The sequence below is a fragment of the Micromonospora sp. NPDC049230 genome, from assembly GCF_040647875.1.
Taxonomy (GTDB): Bacteria; Actinomycetota; Actinomycetes; order Mycobacteriales; family Micromonosporaceae; genus Micromonospora.
Window position 1 is genome coordinate 1 of sequence record NZ_JBEZCZ010000003.1, and the last position, 24,387, is coordinate 24,387.

16 protein-coding genes are annotated in these 24,387 nt (G+C 69.4%); 15 read left to right on the plus strand and 1 reads right to left on the minus strand.

Annotated elements, in window-relative coordinates; translation table 11 throughout:
• Window positions 1-134: 134 nt before the first annotated feature.
• The 3 genes from AB0A95_RS03150 to AB0A95_RS03160 all read left to right on the plus strand — a co-directional run bounded on the left by AB0A95_RS03150 (window position 135) and on the right by AB0A95_RS03160 (window position 3,002).
• Window positions 135-1,160, plus strand: a complete 1,026-nt coding sequence (locus AB0A95_RS03150; RefSeq protein WP_357553915.1) for an alcohol dehydrogenase catalytic domain-containing protein — start codon at window positions 135-137, stop codon at window positions 1,158-1,160.
• Window positions 1,157-1,918, plus strand: a complete 762-nt coding sequence (locus AB0A95_RS03155) for an SDR family oxidoreductase (RefSeq protein WP_357553916.1) — start codon at window positions 1,157-1,159, stop codon at window positions 1,916-1,918. Before AB0A95_RS03150 ends, AB0A95_RS03155 begins: the two co-directional genes overlap by 4 nt.
• A gap of 82 nt (window positions 1,919-2,000) precedes the next feature.
• Window positions 2,001-3,002: an aldo/keto reductase gene (locus AB0A95_RS03160; RefSeq protein ID WP_357553917.1), complete on the plus strand. Its 1,002-nt coding sequence runs from the start codon at window positions 2,001-2,003 to the stop codon at window positions 3,000-3,002.
• Window positions 3,003-3,091: 89 nt separating this feature from the next.
• On the opposite strand, the gene AB0A95_RS03165 is transcribed toward AB0A95_RS03160, so the two are convergent.
• Window positions 3,092-6,640 carry a ThuA domain-containing protein gene (locus AB0A95_RS03165; protein WP_357553918.1) on the minus strand — a complete coding sequence of 1,183 codons (3,549 nt, stop codon included), beginning with the start codon at window positions 6,638-6,640 and terminating at the stop codon, window positions 3,092-3,094.
• 523 nt (window positions 6,641-7,163) lie between these two features.
• Here AB0A95_RS03165 and AB0A95_RS03170 point away from each other — a divergent pair.
• The 12 genes from AB0A95_RS03170 to AB0A95_RS03225 all read left to right on the plus strand — a co-directional run bounded on the left by AB0A95_RS03170 (window position 7,164) and on the right by AB0A95_RS03225 (window position 24,290).
• Window positions 7,164-8,675 (plus strand): sugar ABC transporter ATP-binding protein, encoded by a 1,512-nt coding sequence (locus tag AB0A95_RS03170; RefSeq protein WP_357553919.1) that lies wholly within the window; start codon window positions 7,164-7,166, stop codon window positions 8,673-8,675.
• The gene (locus tag AB0A95_RS03175; protein ID WP_357553920.1) at window positions 8,672-9,646 is read left to right on the plus strand and encodes an ABC transporter permease; all 975 of its coding nucleotides are present in this window, start codon (window positions 8,672-8,674) and stop codon (window positions 9,644-9,646) included. Before AB0A95_RS03170 ends, AB0A95_RS03175 begins: the two co-directional genes overlap by 4 nt.
• A 2-nt stretch (window positions 9,647-9,648) precedes the next feature.
• A complete protein-coding gene (locus AB0A95_RS03180) occupies window positions 9,649-10,632 on the plus strand; it encodes an ABC transporter permease (RefSeq protein WP_357553921.1) in 984 nt (327 codons plus the stop codon).
• Window positions 10,633-10,657: 25 nt separating this feature from the next.
• On the plus strand, window positions 10,658-11,830 hold the full coding sequence (locus AB0A95_RS03185) for a substrate-binding domain-containing protein (protein ID WP_357554155.1): 1,173 nt from the start codon (window positions 10,658-10,660) through the stop codon (window positions 11,828-11,830).
• Between the two features lie 6 nt (window positions 11,831-11,836).
• A complete protein-coding gene (locus AB0A95_RS03190; RefSeq protein WP_357553922.1) occupies window positions 11,837-12,688 on the plus strand; it encodes a sugar phosphate isomerase/epimerase family protein in 852 nt (283 codons plus the stop codon).
• Between the two features lie 51 nt (window positions 12,689-12,739).
• On the plus strand, window positions 12,740-15,136 hold the full coding sequence (locus AB0A95_RS03195) for an RICIN domain-containing protein (RefSeq protein WP_357553923.1): 2,397 nt from the start codon (window positions 12,740-12,742) through the stop codon (window positions 15,134-15,136).
• Window positions 15,137-15,399: 263 nt separating this feature from the next.
• Window positions 15,400-17,733 carry a glycoside hydrolase 43 family protein gene (locus AB0A95_RS03200; protein WP_357553924.1) on the plus strand — a complete coding sequence of 778 codons (2,334 nt, stop codon included), beginning with the start codon at window positions 15,400-15,402 and terminating at the stop codon, window positions 17,731-17,733.
• Window positions 17,734-17,922: 189 nt separating this feature from the next.
• Complete coding sequence (locus AB0A95_RS03205) at window positions 17,923-20,343, plus strand: family 43 glycosylhydrolase (protein WP_357553925.1); 2,421 nt, start codon at window positions 17,923-17,925, stop codon at window positions 20,341-20,343.
• Between the two features lie 28 nt (window positions 20,344-20,371).
• Window positions 20,372-21,004 (plus strand): hypothetical protein, encoded by a 633-nt coding sequence (locus AB0A95_RS03210; RefSeq protein ID WP_357553926.1) that lies wholly within the window; start codon window positions 20,372-20,374, stop codon window positions 21,002-21,004.
• Between the two features lie 60 nt (window positions 21,005-21,064).
• A complete protein-coding gene (locus AB0A95_RS03215; protein ID WP_357553927.1) occupies window positions 21,065-22,144 on the plus strand; it encodes a hypothetical protein in 1,080 nt (359 codons plus the stop codon).
• A gap of 340 nt (window positions 22,145-22,484) precedes the next feature.
• Window positions 22,485-24,023, plus strand: coding sequence for a polysaccharide lyase family 1 protein (locus AB0A95_RS03220; RefSeq protein ID WP_357553928.1), 1,539 nt, complete (start codon window positions 22,485-22,487; stop codon window positions 24,021-24,023).
• A 15-nt stretch (window positions 24,024-24,038) separates the two neighbouring features.
• The gene (locus AB0A95_RS03225) at window positions 24,039-24,290 is read left to right on the plus strand and encodes a hypothetical protein (protein WP_357553929.1); all 252 of its coding nucleotides are present in this window, start codon (window positions 24,039-24,041) and stop codon (window positions 24,288-24,290) included.
• Window positions 24,291-24,387 lie beyond the last annotated feature (97 nt).

Sequence of the window (24,387 nt, forward strand, 5' to 3'; positions counted from 1 at the left end):
GTGGCCGCCCCCGCCCCGGTCCCCGTCCTCCCCTACTTATTTGTCGCCCGCGGGGGGGCCCCCCCCCCCCCCCCCCCCCCACGACCATGTCCGGTCGCCACGCCCGACGTGCCGACCGGCGAGATGGAGGATCGATGAAGGCAGTCGTCTACCGGGGGGCGCGAGACCTCGGAATCGAGGATCGTGACCCGGTGCCGCCGGGCCCGGGCCAGGTGCGGATCGAGGTGGCGTACACCGGGATCTGCGGCACCGACCTGCACATCTACCACGGGGACATGGACGCGCGGGTCGGTGACTCCGCGATCATCGGGCACGAGATGTCCGGCCGGATCGCGGCGGTCGGACCGGACACCACCGGCTGGAGCATCGGCCAGCCCGTCACCGTGCTGCCGACCCGGCCCTGCGGAACGTGCCCTGCCTGCCAGCGTGGGCACTCCCACGTCTGCCACGCCATGAACTTCCTCGGCATCGACTCGCCGGGTGCCATGCAGTCCTACTGGACAGTGCCGGCGGACCTGGTCCTGCCGCTCCCCGAGGATCTGCCGCTGGACCACGCGGCGCTCGTCGAGCCGGTCGCGGTCGCCGTGCACGACGTCCGCCGGGCGAACGTGACAGCCGACGACCAGGTGGTCGTGGTCGGCGGTGGCCCGGTGGGGGCGCTCATCGCCGTCGTCGCGCGGGATCGCGGCGCGCGGGTACTCCTCGTCGAGCTGGACCCGTTCCGACGCGAGGTGGCGGAAGGGATCGGGATCGAGGTCGTCGACCCGGGCTCGACAGACGTCGTGGCGCTCGTCAACGAACGCACCAACGGCGCGGGCGCCGACATCGCCTTCGAGGTGTCCGGCTCCGCCGGCGGCGTCACCACGGCCGTCGACGTTCTCACCACCCGCGGGCGACTGGTGATGGTGGCGATCCACCCCCGGCCCCGGGAGGTCAACCTGCACCGGTTCTTCTGGCGCGAGCTGGAACTCCTCGGCGCTCGGTTGTACCAGCGCGACGACATGGTGGAGGCGATCCAGTTGGTCGCCTCGGGCGCCATTCCGGCGCAACAGCTCATCTCCCGGGTGGAACCGGTCGAGGCGGCCTCCGCCGCCTTCACCGCACTGGAGGGTGGCGGCGTGATGAAGGTACTGCTCGATCTGCGGGAGGGTGACAAGTGACTGCCCTGTTCGACCTGTCCGGACGTGTCGCCGTCGTCACCGGGGCCCGGCGTGGCATCGGCCTCGCCATGGCCGAGGCCCTGGCGCTGGCCGGTGCCGACATCGTGGGCGTCTCCGCCCAACTCGAGTCGAGCGGTAGCGAGGTCGAGCGCAGGGTGCGAGCCGCCGGCCGCCGGTTCACCGGGTTGCGCGCCGACCTGGGCGACCGGGCGGCCGTCCACCGGTTGGCCGGGGAGCTCACCGCTCTCGGGCCGATCGACGTCCTGGTGAACAACGGCGGCACGATCGCCCGCACACCGGCCGCGGAGCACCCGGACGAGATGTGGGACCACGTGATCGAGGTGAACCTGAGCAGTCAGTTCATCCTGAGCCGGGAGATCGGCCGGACGATGGTCGAGCGTGGCCGAGGGAAGATCATTTTCACTGCCTCGCTGCTGAGCTTCCAGGGCGGCATCACCGTTCCCGGCTACGCCGCGTCGAAATCGGGCGTCGCCGGGCTCACCAAGGCTCTGGCGAACGAGTGGGCGGCCCGCGGGGTGAACGTCAACGCCATCGCCCCCGGCTACATCGCCACCGACAACACCCAGGCGCTGCGCGACGACCCCGACCGCAACGAGGCGATCCTCGCCCGAATTCCGGCCGGCCGGTGGGGTCGTGCCGACGACCTCGGCGGCGCCACGGTGTTCCTGGCGTCGTCGGCATCGGACTACGTCAACGGGGTCGTGCTGCCCGTCGACGGCGGATGGATGGGCCGATGACGGGCGGGCCGCTGCTCCCGGTGGGCGTCGTCGGCGGCCATCCGGGCCGGCTCGTCCGCCGCGTACCCGGGCAGGAGGCGTCATGACGGCCCGAGCGCTACCGCGTCGCCCGGAGCTGCGCCTCACCGAGTTGGGCTTCGGCGCGGCTCAGGGCGGCAACCTGTACCGGGGGACCTCGGACGAGGAGTTCGCCTCGGCGGTCGACGCGGCGTGGGAGGCGGGCGTCCGCTACTACGACACCGCGCCGCACTACGGCCTCGGGCTGTCCGAGCGCCGCCTCGGCGCCGCGCTGCGCCAACGGCCACGCGACGAGTACGTGGTGTCGACCAAGGTCGGGCGGATCCTGGTGCCGTCACCCGAGAACGCGCACCAGCGCGACTCCGACGGGTTCGACGTTCCCGCCAGCCATCGGCGGGTGTGGGACTTCAGCCGCGACGGTGTCCTTCGCTCGATCGAGGCCAGCCTTGACCGCACCGGACTGGACCGGATCGACATCGTCTACCTGCACGACCCGGACGACCACTGGGAGCAGGCCGCACACGAGGCCGTGCCCGCCCTGGTCGACCTGCGTGACCAGGGCGTGGTGGGTGCCATCGGCGCCGGCATGAACCAGTCGGCGATGCTGACGCGGTTCGTGCGGGAGACCGACGTCGACGTCATGATGTGCGCCGGGCGGTACACCCTGCTGGAGCAGGGCGCCGCCGACGACCTGCTGCCCGCCGCCGACAACCGGGGGGTGGGCATCGTCATCGCTGGCGTCTACAACTCGGGGCTGCTGTCGCGGGACCAGCCGCCGGCCGATGCCGTCTACAACTACCAGCAGGCCCCGCCGGAGCTGATCGAGCGGGCGCGGCGGATCGCGGCGGTCTGCGAGACGTACGGGGTGACCCTGCCGCAGGCGGCACTCGCCTTCGTCCGCAGGCACCCGGCCGTGGTGTCGACGGTGGTCGGCGTCCGCACCGAGGCACAGATGGTCGAGACGGTCCGACGGTCCGAGGCCGTCGTACCCGAGGAGCTGTGGGCCGCCCTGGCCGCGGCCGGGCTGCTCGCCGCGCTGCCCGGCCCGGGCTCCCGGTCCAGCTGAGCTGACAACGACGTCCCGGCCGGGACCGGCTCCGATTCTCGGACACCGGTCCCGACCGGGACGTCATCTGTTACCGCGACGACCGCAGGTCAGACTGCGGTGAACCGCCACTGCTGGTTGGCCGCGCTGTGGCAGGTCCACTGCAACAGCCGGGCGCCGTCGGTGGTGGCCGCGCCGTTGACGTCGACGCAGAGGCCGCTCAGCACGCTCTTCACCGTGTACACGCCGGAGGTGCCGGTCGCGGTGGCGGTGAACTTCTGCTGGTTGCCGTTGTTGCAGGTGGCCTGCTGGAGGAAGGCACCCGCCGCGGTCGAACTGCCGACCACCTCGACGCACTTGCCGCTGTGCACCGCCTTGAGGTAGAGCGCGCCGTTACCGGCGTCGACGGCCTGCCACCTCTGGTTGTTGGCGCCGGTGGACGACCACTGGGTGATCTGGGCGCCGTCGGCGGTGGAGACACCGCTGACGTCCATCAGCTTGTTGCTGTGCTGCGCCGTGACCGTGTAGGTCTTGCCCGCCAGGCCACCGCCGGTGCCGGTGCCGGGAGTCCCGACGCCGTTCCCGCCGAAGGTGTGCGAGTCCAGATCGAACGAGTTGTTGCTGTTCTTGAACACCATGTAGAGCGTCTGTGTCCCGCTGGCGGCGGCGACGCTCACCGGGGTCGTGGACTGGTAGTTGTCCCAGCCGCCCGTACTGGGCACCGTGGTGGTGGCCAGCAGGGTGCCGGTCGGCGAGCCGGCGCGCAGCTCGATCGAACCGCCACCGGAGGGCGACGAGACCCGGTAGCTGACCGTCGAGATGCCCGACAGGTTCATCGGGCTGAACGCGATCCAGTCGTTGGTGGAGATGTCACCGATGCGCTTGGTGCTCTCCGCCGCCGCCTGGTCGACCACCCGGATGCCGGACTGGCTGCTGAAGTACTCCGACTGCTTGTGCTTCGGTTGCAGGATCGCCTGGGCGGTGCCGGTGAGCGGGGACCCGCCCCCCGAGCCGCCGTTGTCGGTGTACCGGGCGTTCAGCACGTAGAACAGGTTGGCGCCGTCGGGGTGCCCACCGAGCAGGTCGGTGGAGATGGTGCCCGAGCAGCCCGGGTACTCGGTGGTCTCGTGCGCGTGGTCGTCGTGACCCAGCGCCGGGTTGAGGAACACCTTCGAGCAGTCGACAGTGCCGCCGTCCGGATCGGTGACGGTGATCTGGTACGACACCTTGTCACCGAAGGTCAGCATGCCGCCGTTGCCCGGTGTGGTGATGGTGACCACCGGGGCACTGTTGCCGACGGTGATCGGGACGTTGGCGAAGCCGGTCTTACCGGTGCTGTCGGTGACCTTCAACTGGGCCGTGTAGTTGCCGTTGGCGGTGTACGTCTTCGACGGGTTGGCCGCCGTCGAGGTGGTGCCGTCGCCGAACGTCCACAGGTAGCTCAGCGTGTTGCCGTCCGGGTCGGACGTGCCCGCGCTGCTGAACTGGACGGTCAGCGGCGAGGAGCCGCTGGTGGGGGTGCCGGTGGCCTTGACGATCGGGGACCGGCCGCCCTGGATGTAGTCGATCCGGTAGAGCCCGGAGTCGCTGTTGCCGCCGCCGAAGTTGGTGCCCCACTCCAGCAGGTAGAGCGAGCCGTCCTTGCCGAACTCCATGTCCATCGGCTTGTTGAAGTTGCCGCCGGGCAGGAACGGGTTGGTGCGGGTCACCGCCGAGGAGGAGTCGAAGTGCACCTCCTTGACGTAGTTGCGCGCCCACTCGTAGAAGAAGTGCACGCCGTCGTAGTAGGCGGGGAACTTCGTCTGGGACGGGTTCGACGCGTCGTACCGGTAGACCGGGCCGCCCATCGGGGCCGAGCCGCCGGAGCCGAGCTCCGGGAAGGTCGTCGAGGCGGGGTAGCCATACCAGATGTTGGGCATGACGACCGGCTTCAGGTTGACCAGACCGGTGTTGTTCGGCGAGTTGTTGACAGGTGCCGAGCAGTTGAACTTCGAGCCGACCACGCCGGTGTCCGGGTTGTACGGCGCGTAGGGCTGGTTGTTGCCGTGGCAGAACGGCCAGCCGTAGTTGCCGGGCGTCTTGATCACGTTGAGCTCGACGAGGCCCTCGGGGCCACGGTTGGTGGTGGGCGGGTTGCGGTCCGGGCCGTAGTCCGCCAGGTAGACCCAGCCGTTGGCGGGGTCGATCGAGAAGCGGAACGGGTTGCGGAAGCCCATGGCGTAGATTTCCGGCTTGGTCTGCGCCGTGCCCTGGGGGTAGAGGTTGCCGGTCGGGACGGTGTAGCCGCCGCTGGCTCCGGGGCGGATGCGCAGCAGCTTGCCGCGCAGGTCGTTGGTGTTGCCCGCGCTGCGGGCGGCGTCCAGGTTGGACTTGCCCGAGCGCCAGTCCAGCGGGGCGTAGCCCTGCCAGTTGGGGTCGAGGTTCGGCGGCGTGTCGTCACCGGTGCCGATGAAGAGGTTGCCGTCCGGGCCGAACTCGATGTAGCCGCCGGTGTGACCGGGCTCCGGGAACGTCCGGTCCCGGTACGCGGGGATGTCGATGATCGTCACGCCGCTGGACATGTTCAGCGTGTCACCGGTGACCGTGTAGCGGGAGACGCGGTTGACGTCGGTCGAGCTGCTCGCCGGCGAGTGGTAGAGGTACACGTATCCGTTGGTGGCGAAGTTGGGGTCCAACGCCATGCCGGTGAGGCCGTCCTCGCCGCCGGTGTAGACGCTCAGCGTCCCGGCGGTCACCGTGCTGTTGGTGGAGGGCTTGAAGATCTTCAGCTGCCCGCCGCGCTGGGCGTAGAACACCCGTCCGTCCGGGGCCACCGCCAGCGCCATCGGGTCGACGGTGTTGTCGTCAAGGGTGCGCTTCTCGAAGTTGCCCCAGACGGTGCCGCCACAGTCGCCGGGAAGGTTGCCGGCGGCCCACTTGATGCCGCCGAGGACGTGGTTCTGGAAGTTCGCCTCGCTGTAGGAGGCGATCGCGTGGCCCATCGCGGTGGCCCACACCCGCCCACCGGCGGTGTTACGGCACCAGGAGATCGGGTGGTCCGGGCCCATCGCCCGGGAGCCCGGGTTGTAGGTGCGCTCGTCGGCGGTCACCAGCACGTGCACCTTGCCGCGCGGGTTGGAGTCGAAGTTGTACCACTCCTCGCTGCGGTTCCACTTGTCCGGCAGGCCGGCCGTCGACGGGTGCTGCTTGTCGGCGACGATGGCGGTGCCGGGCAGCACACCGGGGGAGTGCTCGGGCATGTGGGCGCCGCCGTTGATGGTGTTGTCCCACCACGGGTATTCGCTCTCGATGCCCATGTCGGTGGCGTTGTGGATGGCCACGATGCCCTTGCCGCTGGCGAGGTAGCCCTCCACCGCCTGGCGTTGGGCCGCCGAGGTCCAGACCATGCCGGAGGTCTGGAGCATGATGATGACGTCGAAGGTCGCCAGGTTGCTGGCGGTGAAGACGCTCGAGTCCTCGGTCGCCACCACCTCGAAGTTGTTGGCGCTGGCCTGCTGCTGGATCATGGAGATCCCGGCGGGGATCGAGTCGTGCCGGTAACCGGTGGTCTTGGTGAACAACAGGGCGCGGAAGGCCGGGGCGGCCGACGCCGGTGGGGCGAGTCCGAGAGCCAGTAACAGGCCGGCGATCACCGCGATGATCATTGTATTGCGACGCATGCCGTCTCCTAGGTTTTGCGGGCAACTCCGGGTGCGACCACGCGCCCACCACCCGTCAGGTTGTGCCTGGACGCGTGGGTGGGGCACGAGTGCGCTGGTCTGTCCTCGTGCCGTTCGCCGAAACGGCAGTCAGACCCGCAGGACATCACACAGCGTGATCGCGGCTGTGGTGCTCGTCCCGTGGTCCACGAGGCCAGGATGGGCTAGTGATAGATCTGTGTCAATGAATGGCGGGGCGTCCGGCGTCTTGCCCTGGTGACGACGGCCATGTTCGAATTCCTCGCGCACGGCGACGCTGCCGATGGCGTAGCGGCCCGGCAATCGGCCCCGGACGAGGATTGCGGACCCGCATCCAAACATCTATCTTCATACGTGTGATGTTTCGTCGATGTCAAGGGAATGTTCGCAACATAAAAACGTAAGTCCCCGCGAGCAGCGGCGAAAGTTCGTTTTCCGTGCCACGAACGGGTCGGGTCCGACCTGCTGACCTTGTCGATGACTACTATCTGTGAGGGCTTTCGGGATGTCAGACCCACTGCCGGCGCCGCTGCTCACCCTCCGGGGCATCGGTAAGTCCTTCCTCGGGGTGCGCGTCCTCGACGGTGTCGACCTCGATGTCGCGCCGGGCGAGGTGCACGCCGTCGTCGGGGAGAACGGCGCCGGAAAGTCCACTCTCATGAAGATCGTCTCGGGCGGGTACGCCCCGGACGAGGGCACCGTCGAGTTCGCCGGTGAACCGCGCACGTTCCGCGGCCCGCGCGACGCCCAGCGGGTCGGGGTCGGCATCATCCACCAGGAGTTCAACCTGCTGCCGGAGCGCACCGTCGCGGAGAACGTCTACCTGGGGCACGAGCCGGTCCGGCGGGGTCTGGTCGACCGGCGGGCGATGCTCGACAACACCACGCGGTTGCTCGCCTCGATCGGGGAGACCACGTTGCCGGCCGACGCCCGGGTGGGGCAGCTCGGCGTCGCGCAGCAGCAGGTCGTCGAGATCGCCAAGGCGCTCGCCCTGGACGCCCGGCTGCTCATCATGGACGAGCCGACCGCGGCGCTGGCCGACCACGAGGTCGAGCTGCTCTACGGGTTGGTGCGTCGACTCCAGGAACGCGGCATCGGCCTGCTGTACGTCTCGCACCGGCTCGCCGAGGTGTTCGACCTGTCGAGTCGGATCACAGTGCTCAAGGACGGCCGCCGGGTCACCACGGTGGACACCGCGAACACCACCGCCGACGAGTTGGTGCGGCACATGGTCGGCCGGGAGCTGTCCAGCTACTACCCGGACCGGGCCGCCCCCGAGGACCGGGGCCCGGTGCGGCTCAACCTTCGCGACGTGGGAAACCGGAAGCTGCGTGACATCAACCTCCAGTTGCGCGCCGGCGAGGTGCTCGGCATCGGCGGCCTCCAGGGCTCCGGGCGGTCCGCGCTGGCCCGGGCGATCTTCGGGGTGTCGCCGTTCACGACAGGGGACGTCACGCTCGACGACCGGCCGGTCCGACTGCGCTCACCCCGCACCGCGATGCGGGCCGGCATCGCCTACGTCACCGAGGACCGCAAGGGCGAGGGGATCGTGCCCCGGCAGTCGGTGCTCGACAACGCGCTGCTCGCCAGTCGGGCCGTCTTCGCGGCCCGCTCCGGTCGTGCGTCCCGGACCGTTCGGGTGCGCGAGCTGCTCACCGCCGTGGAGGTCCGTGGCGCGGGCGACGACCAGGAGATCCGCTTCCTGTCCGGCGGCAACCAGCAGAAGGTCGTGCTGGCCCGCTGGCTCGCGCTCAACCCGCGGATCCTGCTCTTCGACGAGCCGACCCGCGGCATCGACGTGGGTGCGAAGTCGGCGATCCACGACCTCGTCCGCCGCCTTGCCCGCGACGGCGCGGCCGTGCTGATGATCTCGTCTGATCTGCCGGAGCTGCTGGGCATGAGTGACCGCATCGTCGTCATGCGGGACGGCCGTGTCGCGGGCGAGCTGCCCGCCGGCGCGAGCGAGGAAGAGGTCGTCACCCTGGCGGTCGGCGCCGTGCCGGAGATGGCCCGATGAGCGCGCTGTCGCTTCTGCCGGCCCGCCGCCCCGTACCGGGCGTGTTCGTGGCCCTGACCCTCACCCTCGCGATCGGTTGGCTGGTCGTCCTCGTCGACGGTGGCCAGCTCTTCAACCAGTCCACGACGGTGAGTCTGCTGCACGTGGCGGCCGGCCTCGGGCTCGTCGCCGTCGGCCAGACCCTTGTCATCCTGGGTGGGTCGCTGGACCTCTCGGTGGCGTACGTGATCAGCCTCAGCACCCTCGTCGCCGCCGAGACGATGAACGGCAGTGACGGCGCGGTGCTGCCGGCGATCGGCCTGGTGCTCGTCGTCAGTGCCGGCGTCGGGCTGCTCAACGGGCTTCTCGTGACCAAACTCCGGGTCAACGCGTTCATCGCGACCCTCGGCGTCGGGCTACTGCTCAAGGGCTACCTCGACAACGGCTACGACGGGCCGGCCGGCACCACCGCGCCGTCGCTCGTGCAGGCGCTCGGCTACCAGCGCATCGGCCCGCTGCCGGTGTCGTTCCTGCTGCTGGTGGCCGTGACCGCGGCGGCCTGGTTCGCGCTGTCGAAGACCCGCTTCGGTCACCACCTGGTCGCCGTCGGCGGTGACCCGGAGGTCGCCCGGCTCTCCGGGGTCCGCAACGACCGGGTCCTCGTCACCGCCCACGTGCTGTGCTCGATGTGTGCCGGGCTCGCGGGCATCTACCTCGCCAGTCGGCTCGGCTCGGGCGCGCCCCGGGTGGGCACCGAGGGCCTCTACGACCTGGAGTCGATCGCCGCAGTGGTGATCGGTGGCACCGCTCTCGCCGGTGGGCGCGGCGGCGTCATCGGCACTGTCGGGGGAGTGCTGCTGCTCGCCAGCATCGACGCGATCTTCAACCAGCTCGAGGTCGACGCGTTCTTCAAACAGGTGATCCGGGGCGCCATCATCATCGCCGCGGTCGCCGTCTACGCCCGCAGGGCCATGCGAAAGGCGGCTGCCTAGCCATGCAGACCGTTCAGCGTCGTACGCTGCCGCTGCGTCTCCCGCGGGTGCGCCCGGGTGGCCTCCTGCCGATTCTCGCGATCCTCGCGGTGCTCGTGGTGCTCGTCGGCATTCGACAGCCCGACTTCCTCGCTCCTCCGTCGCTGATGTCGTTCCTCGGGCGTTCGGCGCCGATCATCCTGCTCGCCGCCGGTCAGTACTTCGTGATCGTCTCCGGCGAGTTCGATCTCTCGGTCGGCTCCCTGGTCACCGCGCAGGTGGTCGTGGCCGCCCGGCTCATCGACAGCGATCCGACGCGTACCTGGCCCGTGGTGCTGCTCCTGCTCGCCTTCGGCGCACTCGTCGGGTTGGTCAACGGCGTGATCACCACCCGGCTGCGGGTGCCGTCGTTCATCACGACCCTCGGCATGTTCCTGATCCTGGTCGGTGCGGTCTACCTGTGGTCCGACGGCGCTCCGAAGGGTGGGCTGTCCGAGGAGTTCCGGCGGTTCGGTCGGCGGGCCTTCGAGGACGTGCCGGTGCTCGGTCGTGTGCCGTTCGCGCTGCTCGTCCTTGTGGCCCTGGCGGTGGTGGCCGTGCTGCTGATGCGCTCCGACTTCGGCCGGACGCTCGTCGCCGTCGGCGACAATCCGCGCACCGCCGAGTTGAGCGGCGTACGCGTCTGGCGTACCCGGACGATCGCCTTCATCCTCAGCGGTCTGGCGGCGGCGGTCGCGGCGATCCTGCTGGGCGGCTACAGCGGAGTGTCGTTCCAGGCCGGCGCGGGGCTGGAGTTCGGTGCGATCACCGCGGTCGTGCTCGGTGGCGTCGCGCTGGGCGGGGGCCGCGGCTCGGTCGTCGGCGCGATGCTTGGCGCGCTGACCCTCGAGCTGCTGTTCGCCCTCATGAATTTCTACGGCGTCTCCGGCGCCCTCAGGTCGACCGTCCAGGGCGGGATCATCCTGCTCGCCGTGGCGGTCTCGGCAACGCGTTCTTCGTCGAGATAAAGGGGAATCCATAGTGCGACGTTCCATGGCGGCCTTGGCCGCTGTCACATTGCTGTCCCTCACCGCCTGTGCCACCGACGAGCCGGCCGCGGGTCCGTCGGGCGGTGCCTCCACCGCCGCCGGATCGGGCACCGGCGAGCAGTCGAAGTTCTTCGTGCAGGCCGACTACGACGCCGAGCTGGCACTGCTCAGCGCGACAGCGACGGGCCCGGCCGACAAGCCGTGGGAGCAGGTGCTCAACCCGAAGCTGGTGGACACCGCCAAGTTCAAGAAGAAGGGTCCGCACAAGATCTGCTTCTCGAACGCGGCGTTGAACAACCCGTGGCGGCAGGTCGGGTTCAAGACCATGCAGGCCGAGGTGGAGGCGCAGAAGAGCCGCATCAAGGAGTTCGTGCACGTCGACGCCGAGGGCAAGGACCAGAAGCAGATCGCGGACATCAACGACCTGCTCGGCAAGGGCTGCTCCGCGCTCATCGTCTCGCCGAACACCACCGCCACGCTGACCCCGGCCGTCGAGGCGGCGTGCCAGGCGGGTCTGCCGGTGGTCGTCTTCGACAGGGGTGTCAACACGAAGTGCCCGGTGACGTTCATCAACCCCATCGGCGGCTACGGGTTCGGCCACGTCGGCGCCGAGTTCGTCAGCCAGAAGATGAAACCGGGCGGCAAGGTCCTCGCCCTGCGGATCCTGCCCGGTGTCGACGTCCTGGAGACCCGCTGGTCGGCGGCGAAGGTGGCGTTCGACAAGGCGAAGGTCGACGTCGTCGGGGTCGAGTTCACCGACGGTGACCCGGCCAAGACCAAGAAGATCGTCGACGACTACATCCAGCGGTACGGCACGATCGACGGTGTCTGGATGGACGCCGGAGCGGTGGCCGTCGCGGCGGTCGAGGCGTTCCAGGACGCGGGCAAGCCCGTTCCGCCGATGAACGGCGAGGACCAGCTCGACTTCCTGAAGATCTGGAAGGACAAGAAGCTCACCGCGATCGCCCCGACGTACCCGACCTACCAGTGGCGTACGCCGATCATCGCGGCGCTGCGGATCCTCGACGGCGAGCAGGTGTCGAACCCGTGGAAGCTGCCGCAGCCGACAGTCACCCAGGACAACCTGGACACGTATCTCGACGCGGGCATGCCGCCGCTGCACTACGCGATGTGCGGCTGCACCGACCTGCCCGGTTATCCCCAGCGCTGGAAGTAGGGCCTGATGTACGCCATCGGCGTCAACCCCTGGGTGTGGGCCTCGCCGGTCGACGACGAGGCCCTGGCCGAGCTGATCCCGCGGATCGCCTCGTTCGGCTTCGACGCGGTCGAGTTGCCGATCGAGCAGCCCGGCGACTGGGACCCGGTCCGCACCCGGGACCTGCTGGCCGAGCACGGCCTCGTCGCCGCCGGCGTCTGCGCGGCCCTCTCGCCGGGGCGGGAGCTGGTCGACGCGGCGCCAGCGGTGGTCGAGTCGACGGTGGCGTACCTCAAGGGCTGCGTGGCGAGCGCGGCGGCCGTCGGCGCTGGATGCGTCGGCGGCCCGGTGTACGCCTCGGTCGGCCGCACCTGGCGGATGTCACCGGCGGCTCGCGCGGCCTGCTACGCGGACTTCCGGCGGGCCCTGGCGCCGGTTGCCGAGCACGCCGGCGAGTTGGGCGTGAGCATCGGTGTCGAGGCGTTGAACCGCTACGAGACGAGCGTCGTCAACACGATCGAGCAGACGGTCGAGTTGATCGACGGGCTGCCGCCGAACGTCGGCATCATGATCGACACCTATCACATGAACATCGAGGAGGCCGACCCCTACGCGGCTCTCGCCGTCGCTGCCCCGCACATCAAGCACGTGCAGGTCAGCGGCAGCAACCGGGGCGCACCCGGTGCGGACCACTTCGACTGGCCCCGCTTCTTCACCGTCCTGCGGGACACCGGTTACCAGGGTGCGATCTGCATCGAGTCGTTCACGGGGGAGAACGAGGCTATCGCGGTCGCCGCGGCGATCTGGCGCCCGTTGGCACCCTCACAGGACCGTCTCGCCACTGACGGCCTGCGCTATCTCCGGAAGATTCTCAGCTGACCACCACGCACCAAGCCCCCTCCGCCCCTCTCATGTCAGGAGCACCGTCCCGTGTCCATCTCCCCCATTCCGCCGCTGCGGCGAATGTTGGCCGGCGTCGCCGCGTCAGCGTTGACCGCTGTGGTCGCGGTGGCCGCGTCGGCGTCCCCCGCGCTCGCGGCCACCACCACCCTCTACGCGTCGCCCTCCGGCACCGGCACCAGTTGCTCGGCCAGCGAACCCTGCTCGCTGTCCGCCGCACAGACCGCGGTGCGGGCAGCCAACAGCACCATGTCCGGTGACATCGTCGTGGAGTTGGCCGACGGCGCGTACCGGCTGTCGTCGCCGCTGCGGCTGACCGCTGCCGACTCCGGCAACAACGGCTACCAGGTGATCTGGCGGGCGGCCGCCGGCGCCCGTCCGACGATCACCGGCGCCCGGGCGGTCACCGGCTGGACGCAGGTCGACGCCGGGAAGAACATCTGGCGGGCCAGCGTTCCCGCCGGGCTCGACTCCCGTCAGCTCTACGTCAACGGGGCCGTCGCCACGCGGGCACGCACCGCCGTGAACCGCGCGGACTTCACCTTCACCACGTCCGGCATGCGGTTCTCCAACAGCGCGCTCAACTACCTCAACAATCTCGGCAACCAGAACCGGGTCGAGGTGGAGAGCGTCGGCTCGTTCACCGACCGGTACTCGCCGGTGCAGAGCATCAGCGGCAACTTCCTGACGATGCAGCAGCCGGCATGGAACAACAACACCTTCGGCTTCGACACGCTGTCCCGTCCGCACCGCGCCGGCCCGTTCTACCTGGCCAACGCGTACGAGTTCCTGGACTCGGCGGGGGAGTGGTATCTCAACCCCAGCAGCGGCCAGCTCAACTACATCCCGCTCGCCGGGCAGAACATGAGCTCGGTCAGCGTGGAGCTGCCGCAGTTGCAGTCCCTGGTGAACGTCGGTGGCACCTACGACGCGCCGGCGCACCACATCTCGTTCAGCGGCATCACCTTCACCGGCACCAGCTGGCTCGGCCCGAGCAGCAACAACGGCTTCGCCGACCAGCAGACCGGCGCGCACATCGTCGGCACCTGGGCCCGTCCGTCCGACGCGCTGACCTCCTGCCAGGAGGGCTGCTCGCTGTTCGAGGCCACCCGCCCGAGCTGGGCGCAGATGCCGGCCGCGGTGCAGGTCTCCGCCGCCAACACCATCAGCTTCAGCGACTCCCAGTTCGTCAACCTGGGGCAGACGGCGATCGGCATCGGCAACGACGCCAACGCCCACGCCAGCGGCGTCGGCCTGGGCGTCAACAACATCACCGTCACCCGCTCCGAGATCGCCCGCAACTCCGCCGGTGGCGTCGTGGTCGGCGGCGTGCGGGCCGACGCCCACCACCCGACTGACCAGCGGATGGTCAACCGCAACGTCACCATCAGCAACAACAAGGTGCACGATCTCGGCCTGGAGTACCGGGGCGTGGTCTCGATCCTGACGACCTACGTGAACACCTCGCTGGTCTCGCACAACGAGGTCTACAACATGCCGTACACGGGCATGTCGATCGGCTACGGCTGGGGCGCCAACGACGCCGGCGGCAGCCAGCACTACGCCAACCGTGGCCTGTACAACTACCAGCCGCGGTACTCGACCGCGACCACCGCGGCCAACAACCAGGTCATCGGCAACTACGTGCACGACGTCATGCAGCAGATGACCGACGGCGGGTGCATCTACTCGCTGTCGGCGAACCCGGGCGGGTTGATCGCCGAGAACTACTGCCTGCGGACCAACGGCTGGTTCGGGCTCTACTTCGACGAGGGCTCGCGCTACTACACCGCCCGTAACAACGTGTTCTCCTCCACCGGCACCTGGGCGACCGCCAACTACTACTACGCCGAGAACATGGGCAACTTCACTGTCACCAACAACTGGTCGACAAGCAGCGGCACGAACGTGACGAACGGTGACCGCGGCAACGTCGTCAACGGCAACGTCACTGTCAGCAACGGCAACTGGCCGTCGGGCGCGCAGGCCGTGATCAACACGGCCGGCGTGCAGAGCGGTGGCACCACCAATCCGACGAACGTGCAGCTGGTGGGCGTGCAGTCGAATCGCTGCGCCGAGATCGGCAACTCCAGCACGACCAACGGCACGCAGGCCCAGATCTGGGACTGCATCAGCAACGCCACCAACCAGCGGTGGACCCACACCGCGAGCCGGCAGCTCATGATCTACGGCACCAAGTGCCTGGACGCCTCCGGCCAGGGCACCGTCAACGGCACGAAGGTCGTGATCTGGGACTGCAACGGTGGTGTCAACCAGCAGTGGAACATCAACTCCAACGGCACCATCACCGGCGTGCAGTCGGGTCTCTGCCTCGACGCGAACGGCGCCGCGACGGCGAACGGCACGAAGTTGATCCTCTGGGCGTGCAGCGGCGGCGCGAACCAGCGCTGGCAGGTGCGTAGCTGACGTAACGACGGACAGCATCGGATCCGGGCTGGGGCGGTCTCGCCCCGGCCCGGGTCTGCGTGGTGCGTCCTGACCGGCCTGAGGTTACGCGGACACTTCGGGCAGGTTTCATTGATGCTCTTGACAGGCATTGTTAGCGATAACACGATGGCTTCACGCCGCTCTCGCGTCTGGAGTCCACATTGGCCGTGTCGATCCGCCCGCGAGTTCCCCGCCGCTTCCGCACGCTCGCGTCGGTCGCCGTCCTCGTGGGTGCGAGCCTGGTGAGCACACCCGCCGCCGCCCACGCCGCCGAGACGTGGACGCCCCGCTCGTCGTACACCTCGACCGACACCGGCGCCGGCACCTACTCGGTGCCCCTGCTCAACGCCGACGTGCCGGACATCAGCGTCGAGCGGGTGCCCGCCGCCGAGAACGACGAGGGCCGCGACCTCTACTACATGATCAGCACCACGATGCACCTGAGCCCGGGTGCGCCGATCATGAAGTCGTACGACCTGGTCAACTGGGAGATCGTCAACTACGTCTTCGACCGGGCGAGCATCGGCGACTCGTTCTCGCTGCGCAACGGTCAGAACTCGTACGGGCAGGGCCAGTGGGCGTCGTCACTGCGCTACCACGACGGCATGTTCTACGTCGCCTTCAACACCAACAACCTCAACGGGGCGTACCTCTACCGCACCGACGACATCGAGAACGGCGCATGGCAGCGCACCGCCCTCGGCCGTGGCCTGCACGACCCGTCGCTCTTCTTCGACGTCGACGGCACGCCGTACATCTTCTACGGCTCCGGCGGCACCAGCGCCGTACGCCTCAACGCCGACCTGACGGCCATCGCACAGGACTATCCGAACATCTTCACGGCGGGCGACTACGCCGGGCAGCCGTTCATCGGTGGCCTGTTCGAGGGCGCGCAGTTCTACCACATCGACGGCTGGTACTACGCCGTCATCATCACCTGGCCGTCCGGGCAGGGCCGCCAGGTCGTGATGTTCCGGTCGAAGGACCTGCTCGGCCGCTACACCTCGGCCGGCGGGGTGAACACCTACGAGGCGCGCGGCGTGCTCAACTCCAACGGCTTCGCCCAGGGCAGCCTGGTGCCGATCAGCCGGGCCGGTGGCGGCACCGACTGGCACGGCATGTTCTTCCGCGACACGTTCCCGATCGGGCGGATCCCGGCCCTCATTCCCGCCACCTGGCAGGACGGGTGGCCGACCTTCGGCGCAGGCGGGGTCGTGCCGGTCAACGGCGTGTTCGACAAGCCGATCCGGCTCAGCCCCGCCGAGGAGGTCTTCGAGCGGCAGAAGAGCATCGTCGCCTCGGACGACTTCGCCAACGACGCGCCACACAAGGCATACCAGGACGAGCAGTGGACGGTCCCGGCGCCGCTCGACCCGGCGGAGATCGCCCCCAACGGGTCGCGGCTGGACCTGGCATGGGAATGGAACCACGCGCCGGACAACCGGTACTGGTCGCTCACCGACCGGGACGGCTGGCTGCGGTTGACGGCCGGCACTGTGGTCACCGGCCAGTACGTCTACACGAAGCTGTCCAACCGGGCCGAGTTGGCCTGGTTCGAGGAGGCCCGCAACACGCTCTCGCAGCGGACGTTCGGGCCACGGCAGTCGGTGCAGACCCGGATGGACATCTCCGGGATGAAGAACGGCGACGTCGCGGGCCTGGCGGCATACAACCGCGGCTTCTCGTACGTGGCGGTCAAGCGCGTCGACGGTGTCAACACCCTCGGCGTCGTCAACCGGTCGCAGCCGTTCGCTGTCGACCTCGACCAGTCGACTCTGGAAAACTTCGTGACGGGCACGACTGTGGCGTTGGATGACGCGACCGAGGTGCACGTGAAGGCGGACCTCGACTTCGCCTCGCCGGTCGGCCAGTTGTGGACGACGTTCTACTACAGCCTGGACGGGTTGACATGGACCCGGCTCGGCAACCGCGTCGGCCCGCAGACGCTCGACGGCAGCCTCGCCCACTTCATGGGGCACCGGGTGGGCCTGTTCACGTACGCGACCCAGGAGACCGGCGGGCACGTCGACTTCGACAACTACCTGCTCAGCGACGTGTTGACCGCGCAGGCCCGGCCGCTGGACACCATCGCCCTCGACGCGGCCGTCGCCCACGCGCGCACGCTCGACGCGCGCCACTACCCGCCCGACGCCTGGGCCGCGACGCAGTCCGCACTCGCGGCGGCGACGTCGGCACGGGCCGGCCAGTTCGGCACCCAGAACCAGATCGACGCCCCGGAGCGCGCACTCAGCTACCAACTGGCCCGCCTCGGCGTGCTCGCGGCACTGCCGGTGACGGCCAGCGCCGAGGTGCGGTGTCTGGCTGGCCGGGCGTACCTGGCGGTGCGGGCGCGCAACGACTCGGACGGGCCGGTCGGCATCACGCTGGAGACCCCGTACGGAGACCGGTCGTTCGCGACAGTGGCGCCGGGAGCGAACGTCTACCAGTCGTTCCCCACGCGTGCGGCGTCGGTGGCGGCCGGCTCGGCCACGGTCCGGGTCACCGGCACTGTCGCCGGCCGGGACGTGACCACCGCCCACTCCGCGCGGCACCCCGCCGCCACCTGCGGCGGATAACCCCACCACGAGCCCTCGGCTCGACGACAGGCACCACCGGCGACCGGCCGTGCGGCGCGGAACAGCTGACCTGTTCCGCTCCGCCGGCCGCTGTCGAGCCGGTGGCGGCGGTCGACCCCTGATGTCCGGACCACCCACCGATCCCCCGTACACCGATGACCGCACGTCAGAGATGAAGGAGGACGTTTCGTGGAACAACGAATGCGACGGGCGACCCGAGGACGGGTCGCTGCGCTCGCGACAGTCGGCCTGCTGCTGGCCGCCGGGTTCGGCGCCGGGGCCGCGCCGGTCCAGGCCGCCGACACGAATCTCGTCGTCAACGGCGGGTTCGAGGACGGCCTGGCCAACTGGTTCGTCAACAACGGAAATGCCAGCGACGGCGCCCAGTTGTCGGCCACCTCTGATGCCTACGCCGGTGCGAATGCCGCGCTGGTGACCAGCCGGACGACGACCGGGTCCGGGCCGATGCAGGACCTCAGCGGCAAGGTTCAGGCCGGGCAGGCCTACACCCTGACGGCCCGCATCAAGTACGAGAACGCCAGCGGACCGGCCACCAAGCAGTTCTTCGCCACCATGCACTACGGGGGCGGCACCTACACCAACCTCGTCAGCGTGACGGCGACGAAGGGCCAGTGGGCGCAGTTCAACGGGACGTTCACGATCCCGGCGACGCAGACCGTGTCGACGGCACGCCTGTTCTTCGAGACCCCGTGGACGGCCACCCCGTCCACGGACCCGGACCTGCACCTCATGGACTTCAAGCTCGACGACGTGTCGGTGGTCGGCGCCGCGCCGCCCGCACCCGCGTCGAAGACCATCGAGGTCGTCGGCAAGCTGCCCGGGGAGCACAACCCGTTGATCGGGCACAAGTTCGGTGCCGACGGCTTCGGCCTCGTGCACGACGGCCGGGTGTACATGTACATGACGAACGACACCCAGGGCTACGCCCCGAACCCGGCCACCGGCGTCTCGCCCGGGATCAACTACGGCGACATCAACCAGATCACGGTGATCTCCTCGGCGGACCTGGTGAACTGGACCGACCACGGTGAGATCCAGGTCGCCGGCCCGAACGGGGTGGCCCCGTTCACCGCCAACTCGTGGGCTCCGGGCATCACCAAGAAGGTGGTGAACGGGGTGGAGAAGTTCTTCCTCTACTACGCCAACGGCGGTGGCTCCAGCAACGTGATCACTGGCGCTTCGCCGCTCGGCCCGTGGACCAGCGAGCGTACGAGCACGCTCATCGATGGCCGCACCCCGGGTGCCGAGAACGTCGCGTGGAAGTTCGACCCGGCCCCGTTCGTGGACGACGACGGCCAGCCGTACCTCTACTTCGGTGGTGGCCCCGCGTCGACGAGCATGCCGCCGGCCGAGCGCTTCAACAACCCGAAGAACATCCGGGCCATCGAACTCGACGACACGATGGTCGCGACCCAGGGCACGGCCGCGGTGGTCGACGCCCCGGTGGCCTTCGAGGCGGGTCACGTCTTCAAGCGGCAGGGCAGGTACTACTTCTCGTACTCGTCGCACTTCGGCGGGAACGACTTCGGTGGCAGCCAGCAGCCGCTCCCCGGCTATCCCGGTGGCGGCCAGATCGGCTACCTGATCTCCGACAACCCGATGTCGTGGCCGAAGGAGACCTACGCCGGCGTGCTCTTCCCGAACCAGTCGCAGTTCTTCGGGGCCGGCACCGGTGGCAACAACCACCAGTCGGTCTTCGAGTTCGAGGGCAAGTACTACTTCACCTATCACGCGCCGACGTTGAACAAGCGCATCAACGGCAACACGACCCAGGGGTACCGCAGCCCGCACATCCAGGAGTTGGCCTTCAACCCGGACGGCACGATCCAGCAGGTCGTCGGCACCTACGCCGGCGTGAACCAGGTGCGCGACTTCGACCCGTACCGTGTGTTCGAGGCCGAGACCTTCGGCTGGAGCAAGGGTGTCGCGACCACGAAGATCGACGGCGGCTCCGCCCAGTTCGGCGGCACGGCGCCGAACCTGGCGGTTCGTGACATCGACAACGGCGACTGGACGGCGTTGTCGTCGGTGGACTTCGGCGACAACGGCGCGCAGAGCGTGACGGCGAAGGTGCGGGCACTCGCCGCCGGCGGGCAGATCCAGGTCCGGCTCGACTCCGCCACCGGTCCGGTCGTCGGCACCGCCGCCGTCGACACGCCGGTCGGCCAGTGGGCCGAGGTGACCGCCGAGCTTGCCGGCGTCACCGGCGTGCACGACGTCTACTTCACCTACACCGGTCCAGCGGGTGTCGACCTCTTCGAGATCGACACCTGGGCCTTCCAGGCGGCCACCCTGGAGCTGCCCGTCACTGTCACCGCGTCGGCGCGGTGCGTGGGCGGCAAGGTCTACGTGGCGGTGCAGGCGCGCAACGACGGTGACGCGCCGGTGGGGATCGCGCTGGAGACCGCGTACGGCGAGCGGTCGTTCGCGGCCGTCGCGCCGGGCGCGAACGCCTACCAGTCGTTCAACACGCGCGCCGTCTCGGTGCCGGCGGGTTCGGCGACGGTCCGGGTGACCGGGGCGATCGGTGGACAGGACGTGACGACCGTCCGCACCGTGCAACACCCCGCCGGCACCTGTGGCGGATAACCCCCTTCTGGACGAGAACGGAGATCACATGAACACAGACAAACGGCGGCGGGTGCTCGCGGTCGGTGCCGTCGGCGCGGTTCTGGTCGGTGCCGCGGTGCTGCCGTCGCCCGCCCTGGCCGAGCCCGACGACGACGCCAGCGTGCGGGTGACAGTCGACATCGACGAGGTCCGGGAACCGGGCGTGCTGGCCCTGTCCATCGCCGGCGACGCCGTCGCGCTGTCCGAGGACGGCTCGACCCTGCTGGTCCGCCAGTTCGTCGGTACGCTGCCGACGGTGACGGTCACCGACACCCGCGTCGCCGACGAGGTTCCCGACGGTGCCGGCTGGGCGGTGCTCGGCAGCGCCACCGACTTCGCGGGCGCCTCCGGCCAGGCGCCGATCACCGCCGACCACCTCGGTTGGAAGCCCCGCCTGCTCGACGGCGGGGACAGCGGCCTGGTCACCGAGGGCGAGGAGGTCGTGACGGCGCTCGACGAGGAGACTCTGCCGGGTAACAACGTCGGCCTCGTCGACAAGGAGCTGCTGGTCTCGGCGTTCGACTCCGAGGCGGTCGCCAGCGACTCGTACTCCGTCAACGCCGACCTCTACCTGCGTACCCCGGCGGAGGTCGCCGCCGGCGCGTACAGCTCGACGCTCACGCTCTCACTGTTCGAGTAGTGCTGTGGCGGGGGCCTGGACCGGGCCCCCGCCCAGCCCCCCGCCGAAGGGCCCATCCGCATGACCGTCCTCCCGCTGCGCCGGGTGCTCACCCTCCTCGCCGTCGTGACCCTCACGGTTGGGGCCGCGCCGGCCGTGGCGGCGGCGGAGCCGGACCCGAAGGCCCTGACCTGGACGGTCCAGCCGGCCACCCCGAGCGGGCCCGACCAGCGCCGGTGGATCAACGCCAGCCTCGACCCGGGGGCCGTCGTGACCGAGCACCTGGCGGTCCGCAACTTCAGCCGTAACGCCGTCGCCTTCTCCCTGAAGGCCGCCGACGGCTACCTCACCGACAAGGGTCGCTTCAACATGCTCTCGTCCGACCGCCCCTCGGTCGACGGGGGCACCTGGATCGACGTACAGGAGAAGGTCACCGTCGGCCCGAGCGAGACGAGGGTGGTGCCGTTCACGATCACGGTGCCCAAGGGCGCCACGCCGGGGGACCACCCGGCCGGCATCGCCGCGACAGTTACCAGCACCGGTGGCACTGTCAACGTCGAGAGCCGGGTGGGCTTCCGGGTCATGGTCCGGGTCAACGGGTCCGCCCAGGCGACACTGCCCGTTCAGGGCCTCACCGCGAGGTACACGCCGTCGTGGAATCCCTTCGCCGGTGGCACGCTGCGGGTCCGCTACACCGTCGGGAACGCCGGCAACGTCTGGGTCAGCGGAACGAGCCGGGTGGTGGTGTCCGACCTCTTCGGACGGACCAACCACGACGCCACAGGTGCGGTAGAGGAGTTGCTCCCGGCCGGCAGCCGGCAGGTGGAGACCCGCGCCGACGGCGTCTGGGCGCTGGTACGCCTCCGTACGACAGTCACCACGTCACCGGCCCTGCTCGGCGACGCCCAGGGCGGTGCCGATCTCCGGCCGGTCTCCGCCACCGTCACCACCTGGGTCGTGCCGTGGGCGCAGCTCGCGCTGCTGGTCCTGCTCGGCGTACTCCTCGTCGGTCTGCGGGCGATGGTCCGGCACCGCCGTCGTCGGCTGGCCGGGCTGCTCGCCCGCGCCCGGCAGGAGGGTCGGCAGGAGGGGCAGGAGTCGGTGCTGGTCGGAGGCGGGCCCTCCGGCACGGAGTCCGACCCGGACGACGCCCCCCGGTAGTCCGCCGCGCGCCGCACTCGCGTCATCGATCGTGGGCGGCCCGCGCAGGCCCGCGCGGCTGCAACAAACCTGCAAACGCTAACCCTTGCCTTCGGGGAAAACGCTTTCCTACCATTGCTGTACATCGATGTTCTATCTGTGAGCCGGGCGATCACACATCGATCAACGCCACCTCGGGTGCACCGCTTGCGCGGCCAGTTCCCTGCGCCTACCAGGGCGAGGCGGATGCCGGCAGACCTGCGGTGATGTCGAGCGGTCGGCAGGGTCTCCACCGAGCAAGCGTGCGGTCCCACGGGCCGCCACCCGGCGATGGACCTCTCGAATGTGAAGGTGAGGCGAGATGAAAAGACATGTCGCTCTGCGACTTCAGGCAGCGCTGGCCACGGCGGCCGTCGGGATCGCGGTGGCGGTGGCCCTGCCGACCCCACAGGCGTCGGCGGCGGCCGGCAGCGCCACCGGCTATGCCACCCAGAACGGCGGGACCACCGGCGGTGCGGGCGGGCAGACCGTACGCGCCAGCACGGGCACCGCGATCCACACCGCGCTCTGCGGTCGCCCCAGCAGCAGTACCCCGATCACCATCGAGGTCACCGGGACCATCAACCACGGCAACACCGCAAAGGTGTCGGGATCGAGCTGCAACACCGCCGCCGGCGTGATCGAGCTCAAGCAGATCAGCAACGTCACCATCATCGGCGTCGGCAGCGGAGCGGTCTTCGACCAGCTCGGCATCCACATCCGCGACTCCAGCAACATCATCATCCAGAACGTGACAGTCCGGAACGTCAAGAAGTCCGGCTCGCCCATCTCCAACGGCGGGGACGCCATCGGCATGGAGAGCACGGTCCGCAACGTCTGGGTCGACCACGTCACGCTGGAGGCGTCGGGCGGGGAGTCGGAGGGGTACGACGGCCTCTTCGACATGAAGGACAACACCCAGTACGTCACCCTGTCCTACAGCATCCTGCGCAACTCCGGGCGCGGCGGCCTCGTCGGGTCCAGCGAGACTGACCTCTCCAACAGCTTCATCACCTACCACCACAACCTGTACGAGAACATCGACTCCCGGGCGCCGCTGCTGCGCGGCGGCACGGCCCACATCTACAACAACCACTACGTGAGCCTGCGCGAGTCGGGCATCAACTCCCGCGCCGGGGCGAAGGCGAAGGTGGAGAACAACTACTTCCGCAACTCCAAGGACGTGCTGGGCACCTTCTACACCGACCAGCGCGGTTACTGGCAGGTGAGCGGCAACATCTTCGACAACGTCACCTGGTCCAGCACCGGCAGCGACAACTACCCCGCCGGCCCCAACCCGACGTCCAACACCACTGTCACCATCCCGTACGCGTACAGCCTCGACGGGGCGAGCTGCGTGCCGGACGTCGTCCGGCAGACGGCGGGCCCCAACACGGGTCTGCGGGTGTCGAACGGCAGTTGCTCGCCGCAGAGCCCGTCGCCCACCACGCCGCCGCCGACGAGCGCCCCGCCGACCACGCCGCCGCCGGGTGGCGGGACCAACCTCAGCCTCGGCGCCGGTGCCGACGGGTCCAGCAAGGCCAGCGGGACCAGCTACGGCAACGTGCGCGACGGCAACATCGGCACCTACTGGTCGCCGGCCGGAGCGACCGGCACCATCTCGATCAAGTGGGGCTCCCCGACCCGGGTGTCCCGGGTGGTCATCCGTGAGCCGTCCGGGACCCAGGGCTCCATCGGGGCCTGGCAGCTCATCAACAACGACAACGGGGCCGTCCTGGCCGCCGGTAGCGGGGCGGGATCCATCACCTTCTCCTCGACCGCCCTGAGCAAGATCAACTTCAAGATCAACAGCTCCGGCGGTACGCCCCGGGTCGGCGAGTTCGAGACGTACGCCAGCTAGCTCGCGCGGGCGGGAGTGGCGGAACCCGTCACTCCCGCCCCGCACGAGCACCCGTCAGTCGAACACCTCGGCGGTTGCTCCGAGCTGATCGCCACCGACACCGTCACTGTGTACGTCTTCCCGGACGAGACGAGCGCCGCCGACACCGTGGAGACCCGGGGCGGCCACTCGTACCGCCGGGGCGCGGTGGTGCTCAACTACCTGGAGGCGAAGACCCTGGTCGCCGACCGCCCGCGCTACGAGAAGGTGCTCAACGGTCTGCGCTGAGCACCGAGCCCGACCCCGACGCGGCCGTGGGTATGTCGTTCTGCTGAGCGTGATGCCGGTGAGTCATCTTGATGACTCAGCGACATCAAGGTCTCCG